This is a genomic window from Streptomyces sp. NPDC001980 (assembly GCF_040296885.1).
Classification (GTDB): Bacteria; Actinomycetota; Actinomycetes; order Streptomycetales; family Streptomycetaceae; genus Streptomyces.
Genome location: NZ_JBEOYD010000025.1, coordinates 77,690 through 91,871 on the forward strand (window position 1 = coordinate 77,690; position 14,182 = coordinate 91,871).

A 14,182-nucleotide genomic window follows, 5' to 3' on the forward strand; every position below is an offset into this window, starting at 1 on the left:
GGCAGGGGTGCCGGGTGTTGGGGTCAATTCTAGTAGGCGTGCGTGAGGGGGCGGGACGCGCCCGCCCCCTCACACGAAGAACACAAGGAGTTCCGAGGAACTCAGGGTGTTCAGGAGACGCCCAGCTCCTTGGCGTTGGCCTTGAGGTCCTCGATGCCACCGCACAGGAAGAACGCCTGCTCCGGGAAGTGGTCGTACTCGCCGTCGATGATCGCGTTGAACGCGGCGATCGACTCCTCCAGCGGGACGTCCGACCCGTCGACGCCGGTGAACTGCTTGGCGACGTGGGTGTTCTGGGACAGGAAGCGCTCCACGCGACGGGCACGGTGGACGGTGAGCTTGTCCTCCTCGCCCAGCTCGTCGATACCGAGGATCGCGATGATGTCCTGGAGGTCCTTGTACTTCTGGAGGACCGTCTTCACACGCATGGCGGTGTTGTAGTGGTCCGCCGCGATGTAGCGCGGGTCCAGGATCCGGGACGTCGAGTCCAGCGGGTCCACGGCCGGGTAGATGCCCTTCTCCGAGATCGGACGGGAGAGCACCGTCGTCGCGTCGAGGTGGGCGAAGGTGGTGGCCGGGGCCGGGTCGGTCAGGTCGTCCGCGGGGACGTAGATCGCCTGCATCGAGGTGATCGAGTGACCACGGGTCGAGGTGATGCGCTCCTGGAGGAGACCCATCTCGTCGGCCAGGTTCGGCTGGTAGCCCACCGCGGAGGGCATCCGGCCGAGCAGGGTCGACACCTCGGAACCGGCCTGCGTGAAGCGGAAGATGTTGTCGATGAAGAACAGCACGTCCTGCTTCTGCACATCGCGGAAGTACTCCGCCATGGTCAGACCCGCGAGGGCCACGCGCAGACGGGTGCCCGGGGGCTCGTCCATCTGGCCGAAGACAAGGGCGGTCTTGTCGATGACGCCCGAGTCGGCCATCTCCTCGATGAGGTCGTTGCCCTCACGGGTGCGCTCGCCGACACCGGCGAACACGGAGACACCGTCGTGGTTGTTGGCGACGCGGTAGATCATCTCCTGGATGAGCACCGTCTTGCCGACGCCGGCACCGCCGAACAGACCGATCTTGCCGCCCTTGACGTACGGGGTCAGCAGGTCGATGACCTTGACGCCGGTCTCGAACATCTCGGTCTTCGACTCGAGCTCGTCGAAGTTCGGGGCCTTGCGGTGGATGGACCAGCGCTCGCCCTCGTACTGCTCGTCGACGTTCAGCACCTCACCGAGGGTGTTGAACACCTTGCCCTTGGTGAAGTCGCCGACCGGGACGGTGATGCCGTCGCCGGTGTCGGTGACCGGGGCCTGGCGGACCAGACCGTCGGTGGGCTGCATGGAGATGGTGCGGACCAGGCCGTCACCCAGGTGCTGGGCGACCTCCAGGGTCAGCGTCTTCTTCTCGCCGGCGTTGGCCGGGTCGGCCACCTCGACGTGCAGGGCGTTGTAGATCTCCGGCATCGCGTCGACGGGGAACTCCACGTCGACGACCGGGCCGATGACCCGGGCGACGCGGCCCGTGGCCGTCGCGGTCTCAACAGTGGTGGTCATTAGCGGTCACTCCCCGCGGTCGCGTCGGCCAGGGCGCTGGCGCCACCGACGATCTCGCTGATTTCCTGGGTGATTTCGGCCTGGCGGGCCGCGTTGGCAAGCCGGGAGAGCGTGTTGATCAGCTCGCCCGCGTTGTCGGTGGCCGACTTCATCGCGCGCCGCGTGGCAGCGTGCTTCGAAGCCGCCGACTGGAGCAGCGCGTTGTAGATACGGCTCTCCACGTAGCGCGGCAGCAGGGCGTCGAGGACGTCCTCCGCCGAGGGCTCGAAGTCGTACAGCGGGAGGATCTCGTCGCCCTTGGCGGCGCCCTCCTCCGCGACCTCGTCGAGGCTGAGCGGCAGCAGCCGGTCGTCGAGCGCCGTCTGCGTCATCATCGACACGAACTCGGTGTAGACGATGTGGAGTTCGTCCACCCCGCCGTCCGCCGTCTCGGTCTCGATGGCCTCGATCAGCGGCGCCGCGACCTTCTTGGCGTCCGCGTACGAGGGCTCGTCGGTGAAGCCCGACCACGACTCCACGACCTTGCGCTCGCGGAAGTTGTAGTGGGCCAGACCGCGGCGGCCGACGATGTACGTGTCGACCTCCTTGCCCTCCGCCTCAAGGCGCGCCGTCAGCTGCTCGGCGGCCTTGATGGCGTTGGAGTTGAAGGCACCGGCCAGACCGCGGTCGCTCGTGAGGAGCAGCACCGCGGAACGGGTCGGCGTCTCCGCCTCGGTGGTCAGGGGGTGCTTGGTGTTCGACCCGGTACCGACCGCCGTGACCGCGCGGGTGAGCTCGGTCGCGTACGGCGCGGAGGCCCGCACCTTGCGCTGCGCCTTGACGACACGCGAGGCGGCGATCATCTCCATCGCCTTGGTGATCTTCTTGGTCGCGGTGACGGATCGGATGCGACGCTTGTAGACCCGGAGCTGGGCTCCCATGAGTCAGGTCCCTTCCTTACGTCACTTGGCCGCGGCCGGGGCGTCCTCGCCGAGAAGCTTGCCGTCCGAGGTCTCGAACTGCTTCTTGAAGTCGGCGATGGCGTCGGCAACAGCGGTGAGGGTGTCGTCCGACATCTTGCCGCCCTCCTTGATGGAGGTCATGAGGCCCTGCTCCTTGCGGTGCAGGTACTCCAGGAGCTCCTTCTCGAAGCGGCGGATGTCGGTGACCGGGACGTCGTCCATCCTGCCGGTGGTACCGGCCCACACGGAGACGACCTGGTCCTCGGTGGACATCGGCTGGTACTGAGCCTGCTTGAGCAGCTCGACCAGTCGCTGACCACGCTCCAGCTGGGACTTCGACGCGGCGTCCAGGTCGGAACCGAAGGCGGCGAACGCCTCCAGCTCGCGGTACTGGGCGAGGTCCAGACGGAGGCGGCCGGAGACCTGCTTCATCGCCTTGTGCTGCGCGGAACCACCGACTCGGGAGACGGAGATACCGACGTTCAGCGCGGGGCGCTGACCGGCGTTGAAGAGGTCCGACTCCAGGAAGCACTGGCCGTCGGTGATGGAGATGACGTTGGTCGGGATGAACGCCGAGACGTCGTTGGCCTTGGTCTCGACGATCGGCAGACCGGTCATCGAACCGGCACCCATCTCGTCGGAGAGCTTGGCGCAGCGCTCAAGGAGACGGGAGTGCAGGTAGAAGACGTCACCCGGGTAGGCCTCACGGCCCGGCGGGCGGCGCAGCAGCAGCGACACGGCGCGGTAGGCGTCGGCCTGCTTCGAGAGGTCGTCGAAGATGATGAGGACGTGCTTGCCGTCGTACATCCAGTGCTGGCCGATGGCCGAGCCGGTGTACGGCGCCAGGTACTTGAAGCCGGCCGGGTCGGACGCCGGGGCGGCGACGATGGTCGTGTACTCCAGCGCGCCGGCCTCTTCGAGGGCGCCACGCACGGAGGCGATGGTCGAGCCCTTCTGGCCGATGGCGACGTAGACGCAGCGGACCTGCTTCTTCGGGTCGCCCGAGCGCCAGTTGTCGCGCTGGTTGATGATCGTGTCGACGGCCAGGGCGGTCTTGCCGGTCTGACGGTCACCGATGATCAGCTGGCGCTGGCCGCGGCCGACCGGGGTCATCGCGTCGACGGCCTTGTAGCCGGTCTCCATCGGCTCGTGCACCGACTTACGGGCCATGACGCCCGGAGCCTGCAGCTCCAGGGCGCGGCGGCCGGACGTCTCGATCTCGCCGAGGCCGTCGATCGGGTTGCCGAGCGGGTCGACGACGCGGCCGAGGTAGCCCTCGCCCACCGCGACGGAGAGGACCTCACCGGTGCGCTGCACCGGCTGACCCTCCTCGATGCCGCTGAACTCGCCGAGGACGATGGCGCCGATCTCGCGCTCTTCCAGGTTGAGCGCGAGGCCGAGGGTGCCGTCCTCGAACTTCAGCAGTTCGTTGGCCATGGCCGAGGGGAGGCCCTCGACCTTCGCGATGCCGTCGCCGGCAAGGGTGACCGTACCGACCTCCTCGCGCGAGGCCGCGTCCGGCTTGTACGACTGGACGAAGTTCTCCAGCGCGTCCCGGATCTCCTCCGGCCGGATCGTGAGCTCCGCCATCTGGGTTCCCTGCTCTCCTTGTTGGGCCCGAAGTTTCACTTGGGGGGTCTGGGGGCGACCCCCAGGGATTCTTCTTGTACGGCCCAACCAGGGCCGTCGTGAGTACGTACTGCTTGTTCTCGACTACCGAGGTGCTAGCTCGCCATGCGGCGGGCCGCGTCCTCCAGCCGGTCCGCGATGGAACCGTTGATGACCTCGTCACCGACCTGCACCCGGATCCCGCCGACGACCGCGGGGTCGACGTCGAGGTTGAGGTGCATCGTGCGGCCGTAGAGCTTCGCGAGGGCGGCGCCCAGGCGCCGCTTCTGCGGCTCGCTCAGCGGAACCGCCGAGGTGACGACGGCGACGACCCGGCTGCGACGCTCCGCGGCCAGCTTGGACAGGGCCTCCAGGCCCGCTTCCAGGCTACGTCCCCGCGGCACGGTCACGAGGCGCGTGACCAGACGCTCGGTGACCGGCTTGGCGCGGCCGCCGAGCAGCCGGTGCAGCAGCTCGGTCTTCGCGGCGGTGCCGGCCTTGCGGTCGGTGAGCGCGGCGCGCAGCTCCGTGTTCGAGGAGACGATCCGGCCGAACCGGAACAGCTCGTCCTCGGCGTCGTCCAGCGTGCCGGACTTCTCCGCGGCCGTGAGGTCGGCGGTGCTCGCCAGCTCCTCCAGCGCGTCCACCAGGTCGCGGGGCTGCGACCAGCGGGACCGGACCAGGCCGGACACCAGGTCGGCGGTGGTCTCGGAGACCTGGCCGCCGATCAGGCGTCGGACCAGCTCGGCCTTCGCCTCGCCGGACTGCGCCGGGTCGGTGAGGACCCGGCGCAGGCCGCCCTCGCGGTCGAGCAGTGCGGTGACGGCCGCCAGCTCGTCGGCGAGCCGCGTCGCGTCCACGGACGTGGAGTCCGTCAGCGCGTCGAGACGCTCACGTGCGGCTGCCAGGGCCTCGCGGCTCGCTCCGTGCGCTGTCATCGCGCGGCCTCGGCCTTCTCCTCAAGCTCGTCGAGGAAGCGGTCGATCACACGGCTCTGCCGGGCGTGGTCCTCCAGGGACTCGCCGACCAGCTTGCCGGCCAGGTCGGTGGCCAGGTGGCCGACGTCCTGACGCAGCGCCTGAGCCGCGGACTTGCGGTCGGCCTCGAGCTGGGCGTGACCGGCGGCGACGATCTCCTCACGCTGCCGCTGGCCCTCGGCGCGCATCTCGGTGATGAGCGCGGCGCCCTGCTCCTGAGCCTCCTGGCGCAGGCGCGCGGCCTCGTGCCGGGCCTCGGCCAGCTGCGCCTTGTACTGCTCAAGGACGCTCTGGGCCTCGGTCTGGGCGGCCTCGGCCTTCTCGATACCGCCCTCGATCGCCTCGCGGCGCTGCTCCAGAACCTTGTTGATGTTCGGAAGGAGCTTCTTGGCGAGGAAGCCGAAGACGATGACGAAGGCGATCAGGCCGATGACGAGCTCTGGGACCGGCGGGATGAGAGGGTTTTCGGGCTTCTCCGCCGCCAGCTGAACCAAGAGGCTCATATCAGTGCCTTTCGTCTAATGGTGCGCGACGGTCGGGTCAGGAGGTCGGGTAGACGAACGGCATGACCAGACCGATCAGGGCGAGCGCCTCACAGAAGGCGAAGCCGAGGATCTGGTTGGCGCGGATCAGGCCGGCAGCCTCGGGCTGGCGGGCGAGGGCCTGGGTGCCGTTACCGAAGATGATGCCGACGCCGACGCCCGGGCCGATCGCCGCGAGGCCGTAACCGATGGAACCGAGGTTGCCGATGACCGTGGCGCCGGCGGCAAGGGTCTGGAGAGCGGACATGCCGGTTCTTCCTTCTCTTTCAATGACCGGTGGGGGTTGGCCACCGGATGTCATGGGTGGGTGGTCGGGGCGCTCAGTGGGACTCGGCGAGCGCGCCCTGGATGAAGCTGCAGGTCAGCAGTACGAAGACGTACGCCTGGACAGCCTGGATGAAGAGCTCGAAGGCGGTCATCACCAGGACCATCACGAACGACACGGCGGAGTAGGCGATGCCGATGCCGTTCAGCATGTACCAGCTGGCGATCGTGAAGAGCAGCAGCAGGGTGTGCCCGGCGAACATGTTTGCGAAGAGTCGGACGGCGTGGGTGAAGGGCCGTACGAGCAGGTTCGAGAAGAGCTCGATCGTCATCGACAGCGGGAGGACCGCGCCGAGCGACTTGTCGTAGCCGGTGAAGTTCTTGAAGGCACCGACGAAGCCGTGGCGCTTGAAGGTCAGCGAGACCCACAGGATGTAGACGATGGCGGCCAGAGCGACGGGGTACGAGATGATCGCGGTGACCGGGAACTGGGCGATCGGGATGATCGACCAGAGGTTCATCATCCAGACGAAGAAGAAGAGCGAGACGACGAGCGGGACGTACTTCTCGCCTTCCTTCTTGCCGATGGTCTCGTAGACGACACCGCGCCTGACGAAGTCGTAGCCGGACTCGGCGATCATCTGCAGCTTGCCCGGGACGACCTTCGGGCGGGCGAAGGCGGCCCAGAAGACGGCCACGATGATGATCGACCCGAGCAGCGCCAGCAGCATCGTCTTGTTGAAGTACACGTTGCTGTCCGCGTCGCCGAAGAGCGGCTTGAACAGGAACGAGTGCAGGCCCGGAGCCGGGAAGCCACACCCGCTGAACAGGTGACAGCTCGTGTCGAAAGCGAGCGTCTGCGTCGGGTCAGCACTCACCGCGGGCTCCTTCATCGTGGCGCATGGATACGGCAACCTCGTTGTGTCGGCGCGGCACAGGGCCGCGGTTCGGCACGGGACTGGTGTTACGGATGTGGGGGCGGCTGGGGGGCATCTCGCCTCGCGATTGAGCAGGCGTCAGCTCAGATGCCCGCGTCCGCGATGCCGCAGTTGGCACCGGACGATAGCAGGATCTCTCGCGCGCCTTTATCCCGGCCCTACCTCTCACGAGGAATGCCCGGTCTTCTCGGCCTTGTCGGTCTTGTCGGGTTCGACGTAGAGGATCTTGGCCTTCATGTGGGCGCGGGTCTGTGCCGCGATCCACGTGAGCGTGACGGCCACGAGCGTGATGGCGAAGGCCCGGGGGTTGAACAGCGTCGTGTTCTTGAACGCGGCCATGAAGATGAACAGCAGCAGAAGCTGGGCCGCGTAGAGCATCAGGCCCATCATCTGGAACAGCTGGGGAAACGACTTCGCGGTGCGCTGCAGGGCGTAGAGACCGACCCCCATGAAGAGGATCACGATCACCGTCGCGACGAGCGCCCCGATCGCCCCCTTGCCGCCCGCGACCACCCCACTGACGACGGCGGCGAGCACGCCGACGGCAGCCGTGGGTACGGCGGCCTGGGCCAGGTTCCGGGCGTCATTGGACGGCATGGCGGCAACTCCGCTTTCACAGGGGGGCAGGTGTCGTCATGGACGAGCGTAGTCCCGGTCGGAGGGTCGAAGACCTCACGCTGACGGACCGTCGCAGTCGGGTCCTTCGACTCTGTCCGGGGTTCTCGTGAACCGTATCACAAACTATTTGATGAGGTCTTTACCTGGTAGGTGTGCTCGCTGTCACACATGAGAGTGAACCTGCGCGTCTGAGCGAAAACCGAGCCGTTGTGTCTGGTATTGGGGGCCTTTGGTCCCCCACGACTTGGCAATGCTCTAGTCAGATTCTTACCTTGGCGGGGTCAGCGGGAGGTCTCGGAAGTGTGCCGATCCAGGAGACGCGAACGGGGGCCGATGGCGGTCGCGCCGTTCACCGAGGCCGTGGCCGAGCCGTTCACCGAGGGCGCCGCCGAGCCGTTCACCGAGGCCGCACCGGCGGTCACCGGGGAGCGGTGCTCGTCGCTCGGCTTCTCCGGCTCCTCCGGCTCCTCCCGCTCAACGGACGCCGCGACCTGGGCAGTTGCCGCCGCCGGCTCCTCGGCCGGCTGGACCACCGCACGGCGCCGGTAGCGGGGCGGCACGAAGGCCTGCGCCCACAGCGGGGCGCGCGGGGTGAACCGCGGCAGCAGGAGCAGCGCCAGGCCGACCGAGCTGAGGAACACCACGCCGAGCACGATCCACATGGACGCCGAGTTCACCGAGTAGGCGAGCGCGCCGAAGCCGATCAGCGCCGACCAGAAGTACATGATCAGCACGGCCCGGCTGTGCGAGTGGCCGATCTCCAGGAGCCGGTGGTGCAGGTGCCCCCGGTCCGCCGCGAACGGCGACTGGCCGCGCCAGGTGCGCCGCACGATCGCCAGCACCAGGTCGGCGGCCGGCACCGCGATGATGGTCAGCGGCAGCAGCAGCGGGATGTAGACCGGCACCATCTGGTGGACGGTGTTGCGCTCGGACCCGGCGAACAGGTTCATCACGTCCGGGTCGACCTGGCCCGTGACCGAGATCGCGCCGGCGGCCAGCACCAGGCCGATCAGCATCGACCCGGAGTCACCCATGAAGATCCGCGCCGGGTGCATGTTGTGCGGCAGGAAGCCCAGGCACATGCCCATCAGGATCGCCGAGAACAGGGTGGCCGGGGCGGCGGCCTCGATGCCGTACGAGTACCAGATCCGGTAGGCGTACATGAAGAACGCCGCGGCGGCGATGCACACCATGCCGGAGGCCAGGCCGTCCAGGCCGTCGACGAAGTTCACCGCGTTGATCGTGATGACCACCAGCGCCACCGTCAGCAGGGTGCCCTGCCACGGGGTCAGCGCCACCGTGCCGACGCCCGGGATGGGCAGCCACAGGATCGTCAGACCCTGCATGACCATGACGCCCGCGGCGATCATCTGACCGCCCAGCTTGATCAGCGCGTCGATCTCGAACTTGTCGTCGAGCACACCGATCAGCCAGATCAGGGCAGCGCCGGAGAGCAGCGCCCGCGGCTCGTTCGACTTCGCGAAGACCTCGTTGAGGTTGGACATGTGGTCGGCGACCAGCAGCCCCGCGCACAGGCCGAAGAACATCGCGATCCCGCCGAGCCGCGGAGTGGGCTCCCGGTGCACGTCACGTGCCCGGATCTCCGGCATGGCCCCCGCCACGATCGCGAACTTCCGTACCGGCCCTGTCAGCAGGTACGTCACCGCGGCCGTGATGCAGAGCGTCAGCAGGTATTCACGCACAGGCTTCCCCACATGTCTCGCTGGCCATCACAGCCCCACACCCTAGCGAGGGACGCATATGTATGGGGACTTCCGGGTAGCGACGATGGTTGCACGCAAGGCTGTGAGCCGGGCGTACGACGGTTGTACGACGCTGCGCCTACCCCCGTCTCACCCGGGATACGGCGGAAATCTACCGGTGAGCTCGCGCACCTCGTCACGCGCCCTCCCCACGTCCGTGACACCGGTCACCACGCCCGCCAGCAACGCCGCGATCCGGGGCATCTCCGCCTCCCCCATGCCCTGCGTGGTGACGGCGGCGGTGCCCAGCCGCAGCCCCCGCGCGTCGCCGTGCGGCAGGGCGCAGCAGTCCAGCACGATCCCGGCGGCCGCGAGCCGCCCCCGGGCGGTCTTCCCCTCGACGCCGAGCGGCGCGGTGTCGACGGTGATCAGGTGCGTGTCCGTGCCCCCGGTGGTGACGCCCAGCCCCGCCTGCGCCAGCCCGGCCGCGAGAACCCTCGCGTTGGCGACCACCTGATGGGCGTACACGGTGAACGCCGGTGTTGCCGCCTCCCCGAACGCGACCGCCTTCGCGGCGATGGCGTTCATCTGCGCGCCGCCCTGCGTGAACGGGAACACGGCCCGGTCGAGGCGCTCGGCCAGCTCCGGCGCACCGCACAGCAGCATCCCGCCGCGCGGCCCGCGCAGCACCTTGTGCGTGGTCGCGCACACGACGTCGGCGTACGGCACCGGGTTGGGTGCCGCTCCCCCGGCGACGAGCCCGATGGGATGGGCGGCGTCGGCGATCAGATACGCGCCCACCTCGTCGGCGACCTCGCGGAAGAAGGCGTAGTCGATGTGCCGGGGGTAGGCGATGGACCCGCACACGATCGCCTTGGGCCGATGGCTGCGGGCCAGCGCCCGCACCTGGTCGTAGTCGATGAGCCCGCTCTCGGCGTCCACCCCGTACCCGACGAAGTCGAACCAGCGGCCGGAGAAGTTGGCCGGCGAGCCGTGCGTGAGATGACCGCCGTAGGGCAGCCCGAGAGCCAGCACGGTGTCGCCGGGGCGCAGCAGGGCGGCATACGCGGCCAGCACCGCGGACGACCCCGAGTGGGACTGCACGTTGGCGTGCGCGGCGCCGAACAGCGCCTTGGCCCGGTCGACGGCGAGCCGCTCGGCCACGTCCACGATCTCGCAGCCGCCGTGGTAGCGGGTGCCCGGATACCCCTCGGCGTACTTGTTGGCGAGCGGCGACCCCAGCGCGGCCAGCACGGCCGGCGAGGTGAAGTTCTCGGCGGCGATCAGCTGCAACGACGTCGACTGCCGCGCCAGCTCCCCCAGCAGGATCTCGGCCAGCTCCGGGTCCTGCCGCAACAGCAGATCGCCCTCGACGAGGGCAGGGGTGACCGACATGACGGGCTCCGGGCGGTCGACGGTGACGTATGTCCAATGTAGGCCCGGTATGGGGCGGACGCGCGGTTTGTACGTACGGCCGTGGCGGGCCGTCTCGCTGCCGGAGGGGTGCTTGCGGCCGGTCGCGCGACTGCGGGTGCGTGGGGGGTGCTCGCGCAGTTCCCCGCGCCCCTTACGGGGCGCTTCGCCCCGGGCATCCGCCATCGGCCTGCAGCGCCGGGTGCCGATGTGAGAAACGCGGGCTACATCCGCGCCGGCACCCCGGTCAGCGCCGTGACCACCGGGTCCAGCGCCTCGTGTATCTCGTCGCCGATGGACTGGAAGAACGGCAGCGGGGCGCCGTAGGGGTCGTAGACCTCGTCCGCCTCGGCCGTCGGCGCCAGGAGCCAGCCGCGGAGGGCCGCGGCCGCCCGCACCAGCGCACGGGCTCGTACGACCACGCCCTCCGACGTCGGCGGCAGCGTCGCCGGGTCTATCGCGCGGACCAGCCGGGTGAACTCCTTCAGCGTGAAGGTGCGCAGGCCCGCCGAGTGGCCCATGGAGATGACCTGGGCGCGGTGGTCACGGGTGGCGGTCAGGACCAGGTCGGCCCGGATCACGTGCTCGTCGAGCAGTTCGCGGCCCACGAAACCGGAGGCGTCCGCGCCGAAGTCCGCGAGGACGGCCTCCGCGTTGGCTTCCATGGGCGCGCCCTCATGGCCCCAGGTACCCGCGCTCTCCACGACCAGCCCGCCGCCGAGGAAGACGCCGAGCCGGTCCGTCACGAGATGGCGGGTCAGCCGCTCGGTGATCGGCGAGCGGCACACGTTGCCGGTGCTGACGTGGAGGATGCGGAAGCTGTCGCGCGGCAGCCCCACGAACGTCGTCGTGATCTCCGCCGCGCTTTCCCCGTTGCCTATGCCACGCCCCGCGTCAGGGGCTGTCAATTCGCCACCTCAAGGTCGGGTACGACCTTCCGCAGCTCCTCCGCCGAGATCGCGCCCGCGCGCAGCAGCAACGGAACTTCGCGGGTGACGTCGACGATCGACGAGGGGACGTTGCCGGGGGTCGGGCCGCCGTCGAGGTACACGGAGACGGAGTCGCCGAGCATCTCCTGCGCGGCGTCACAGGTCTCCGGGGACGGGTGGCCGGTGAGGTTGGCGGAGGAGACGGCCATCGGGCCGACCTCGGTGAGCAGCTCGATGGCGACCGGGTGCAGGGGCATCCGGACGGCCACCGTGCCCCTGGTGTCCCCCAGGTCCCACTGGAGGGACGGCTGGTGCCTGGCGACCAGGGTGAGGGCGCCCGGCCAGAACGCGTCGACCAGCTCCCAGGCCAGCTCGGAGAAGTCGGTGACGAGACCGTGGAGCGTGTTCGGGGACCCGATCAGCACGGGGGTGGGCATGTTGCGGCCCCGGCCCTTGGCGTCGAGGAGGTCGGCGACCGCCTCCGAGGTGAACGCGTCGGCGCCGATGCCGTACACCGTGTCCGTCGGCAGCACCACCAGCTCGCCCCGGCGGACGGCGGACGCGGCCTCGCGCAGACCCGTCACGCGGTCGGTCGCGTCGTTGGTGTCGTATCGCCGTGCCATGTCTAGCGGGCCTCCTCGTACAAGTACTTCGTGAAGGGAGTCTGCGGGGTGCTCACGGCAGCGCCTTGCGGGCGGTCGCGAAGCGGGGGCGCTTGTTGAGGTCCGGGTGGTCGGCCGCGTCGGCCCAGCCCCGCTCCTCGGTGAAGATCCACGGCACCTGGCCGCCCTGGGTGTCGGCGTGCTCGATGACGACGACACCGCCCGGGCGCAGCAGCCGGTGCGCGGTGCGTTCGATGCCCCGGATCAGGTCCAGGCCGTCCTCGCCGGAGAACAGGGCCAGCTCCGGGTCGTAGTCACGGGCCTCGGGGGCGACGTACTCCCACTCGGTGAGCGGGATGTACGGCGGGTTGGAGATCACCAGGTCGACATGGCCGTCGAGGTCGTGGAAGGCGTCCAGGGCGTCGCCCTGGCGCAGGTCGACCCTGGAGCCCGCCATGTTCTTGCGGGTCCACTGGAGCGCCTCCTCGGACAGCTCCACGGCGTGCACGCGCGAGCGCGGCACCTCCTGGGCGAGGGCGAGCGCGATGGCGCCGGAACCGGTGCACAGGTCGACGATGCGGGGCTCGACCACGTCCATGGCGCGCACGGCGTCTATGGCCCAGCCGACGACGGACTCGGTCTCGGGGCGCGGCACGAACACGCCGGGACCCACCTGGAGTTCGAGGTACCGGAAATACGCCCGCCCGGTGATGTGCTGGAGCGGCTCGCGCTGCTCCCGGCGGCCGATGACCTCCCAGTAGCGGGCGTCGAAGTCGGAGTCCTTGACGGAGTGCAGCGCGCCCCGCTTCACGCCGTGCACGAACGCGGCGAGCTCCTCCGCGTCGTTGCGCGGCGAGGGCACGCCTGCGTCGGCCAGCCGCTGGGTGGCCTGGGCCACCTCCGCGAGCAGCAGGTTCACGCTGGTCCTCCGTGTCGTAACTCGTACGTGCGTACGGCCTTACGCGGCCGCGAGCTTGGCGGCCGAGTCCGCGTCGACGCAGGCCTGGATCACCGCGTCGAGGTCGCCGTCCAGGACCTGGTCCAGGTTGTACGCCTTGAAGCCCACGCGGTGGTCCGAGAGGCGATTCTCCGGGAAGTTGTACGTGCGGATCTTCTCGGAGCGGTCGACGGTGCGGACCTGGCTGCGGCGGGCGTCGGCGGCCTCCTTCTCCGCCTCCTCCTGCGCCGCGGCGAGCAGCCTGGAGCGCAGGATACGCAAGGCCTGCTCCTTGTTCTGCAGCTGGCTCTTCTCGTTCTGGCAGGAGGCGACGACTCCGGTGGGGATGTGCGTGATGCGCACGGCGGAGTCGGTGGTGTTGACGGACTGTCCGCCGGGCCCGGAGGACCGGTAGACGTCGATCCGGAGGTCGTTCGGGTTGATCTCGACGTCGACCTCCTCCGCCTCCGGCGTGACCAGCACACCGGCGGCGGACGTGTGGATCCGGCCCTGCGACTCGGTGGCCGGCACGCGCTGCACGCGGTGCACACCGCCCTCGTACTTGAGCCGCGCCCAGACGCCCTGCCCGGGTTCGGTCGCGCCGTTGCCGCCCTTGGTCTTCACGGCGACCTGGACGTCCTTGTAGCCGCCCAGTTCGGACTCGGTGGAGTCGATGACCTCGGTCTTCCAGCCGACGCGCTCGGCGTACCGCAGGTACATGCGCAGCAGGTCGCCGGCGAAGAGGGCGGACTCGTCGCCGCCGGCGCCGGCCTTGATCTCCAGGATGACGTCCTTGTCGTCGGACGGGTCCCGGGGGACGAGCAGCAGGCGCAGCTTCTCGGTGAGCTCGTCGCGCTGCTTGTCCAGTTCCTTGACCTCGGCGGCGAAATCGGGGTCGTCGGCGGCCAGTTCACGCGCGGTCTCGATGTCGTCGCCGGTCTGCTTCCAGGAGCGGAACGTGGCGACGATCGGGGTGAGCTCGGCGTAGCGCTTGTTCAGCTTGCGCGCGTTGGCCTGGTCGGCGTGGACCGACGGGTCGGCGAGCTTCTTCTCCAGGTCTGCGTGCTCGACGACGAGTTCCTCGACGGCCTCGAACATTTTTGGCTCCTGATACTGCTACGGCGTGGGGAGGGGAAGGCGGGCGACCAAAAACGCCGGTCCCG

14 protein-coding genes are annotated in these 14,182 nt (G+C 69.2%); all 14 read right to left on the reverse strand.

Annotated elements, in window-relative coordinates; all coding sequences use genetic code 11:
- Positions 1-110: 110 nt before the first annotated feature.
- Positions 111-1,547, reverse strand: a complete 1,437-nt coding sequence (gene atpD, locus ABT137_RS32055; RefSeq protein WP_350777745.1) for a F0F1 ATP synthase subunit beta — start codon at positions 1,545-1,547, stop codon at positions 111-113.
- Positions 1,547-2,467 carry a F0F1 ATP synthase subunit gamma gene (locus ABT137_RS32060; RefSeq protein WP_351714608.1) on the reverse strand — a complete coding sequence of 307 codons (921 nt, stop codon included), beginning with the start codon at positions 2,465-2,467 and terminating at the stop codon, positions 1,547-1,549. The genes atpD and ABT137_RS32060 overlap by 1 nt, the downstream gene beginning before the upstream one ends.
- A 21-nt stretch (positions 2,468-2,488) precedes the next feature.
- Positions 2,489-4,078 (reverse strand): F0F1 ATP synthase subunit alpha, encoded by a 1,590-nt coding sequence (gene atpA / locus ABT137_RS32065; protein WP_351714609.1) that lies wholly within the window; start codon positions 4,076-4,078, stop codon positions 2,489-2,491.
- Positions 4,079-4,212: 134 nt separating this feature from the next.
- Positions 4,213-5,034 (reverse strand): F0F1 ATP synthase subunit delta, encoded by an 822-nt coding sequence (locus ABT137_RS32070; protein WP_351714610.1) that lies wholly within the window; start codon positions 5,032-5,034, stop codon positions 4,213-4,215.
- On the reverse strand, positions 5,031-5,576 hold the full coding sequence (locus ABT137_RS32075; protein ID WP_351714611.1) for a F0F1 ATP synthase subunit B: 546 nt from the start codon (positions 5,574-5,576) through the stop codon (positions 5,031-5,033). Before ABT137_RS32075 ends, ABT137_RS32070 begins: the two co-directional genes overlap by 4 nt.
- Positions 5,577-5,613: 37 nt before the next feature.
- Positions 5,614-5,862: an ATP synthase subunit C-like protein gene (locus ABT137_RS32080; RefSeq protein WP_123974115.1), complete on the reverse strand. Its 249-nt coding sequence runs from the start codon at positions 5,860-5,862 to the stop codon at positions 5,614-5,616.
- Between the two features lie 73 nt (positions 5,863-5,935).
- On the reverse strand, positions 5,936-6,772 hold the full coding sequence (atpB, locus tag ABT137_RS32085) for a F0F1 ATP synthase subunit A (RefSeq protein WP_351714612.1): 837 nt from the start codon (positions 6,770-6,772) through the stop codon (positions 5,936-5,938).
- Between the two features lie 210 nt (positions 6,773-6,982).
- A complete protein-coding gene (locus ABT137_RS32090) occupies positions 6,983-7,414 on the reverse strand; it encodes a Cg1360 family ATP-synthase-associated protein (protein WP_351714613.1) in 432 nt (143 codons plus the stop codon).
- Positions 7,415-7,716: 302 nt separating this feature from the next.
- Positions 7,717-9,138 carry an MraY family glycosyltransferase gene (locus ABT137_RS32095; protein WP_351714614.1) on the reverse strand — a complete coding sequence of 474 codons (1,422 nt, stop codon included), beginning with the start codon at positions 9,136-9,138 and terminating at the stop codon, positions 7,717-7,719.
- A gap of 150 nt (positions 9,139-9,288) precedes the next feature.
- Complete coding sequence (gene glyA, locus ABT137_RS32100) at positions 9,289-10,533, reverse strand: serine hydroxymethyltransferase (RefSeq protein ID WP_351714615.1); 1,245 nt, start codon at positions 10,531-10,533, stop codon at positions 9,289-9,291.
- A gap of 242 nt (positions 10,534-10,775) precedes the next feature.
- Complete coding sequence (locus tag ABT137_RS32105; RefSeq protein ID WP_351714616.1) at positions 10,776-11,459, reverse strand: arsenate reductase/protein-tyrosine-phosphatase family protein; 684 nt, start codon at positions 11,457-11,459, stop codon at positions 10,776-10,778.
- Positions 11,456-12,103: an L-threonylcarbamoyladenylate synthase gene (locus ABT137_RS32110; RefSeq protein WP_189268510.1), complete on the reverse strand. Its 648-nt coding sequence runs from the start codon at positions 12,101-12,103 to the stop codon at positions 11,456-11,458. The genes ABT137_RS32105 and ABT137_RS32110 overlap by 4 nt, the downstream gene beginning before the upstream one ends.
- Before the next feature lie 52 nt (positions 12,104-12,155).
- A complete protein-coding gene (gene prmC / locus ABT137_RS32115) occupies positions 12,156-13,001 on the reverse strand; it encodes a peptide chain release factor N(5)-glutamine methyltransferase (RefSeq protein ID WP_351714617.1) in 846 nt (281 codons plus the stop codon).
- A gap of 39 nt (positions 13,002-13,040) precedes the next feature.
- Positions 13,041-14,117, reverse strand: a complete 1,077-nt coding sequence (gene prfA, locus ABT137_RS32120; RefSeq protein WP_351714618.1) for a peptide chain release factor 1 — start codon at positions 14,115-14,117, stop codon at positions 13,041-13,043.
- Positions 14,118-14,182: the final 65 nt, after the last annotated feature.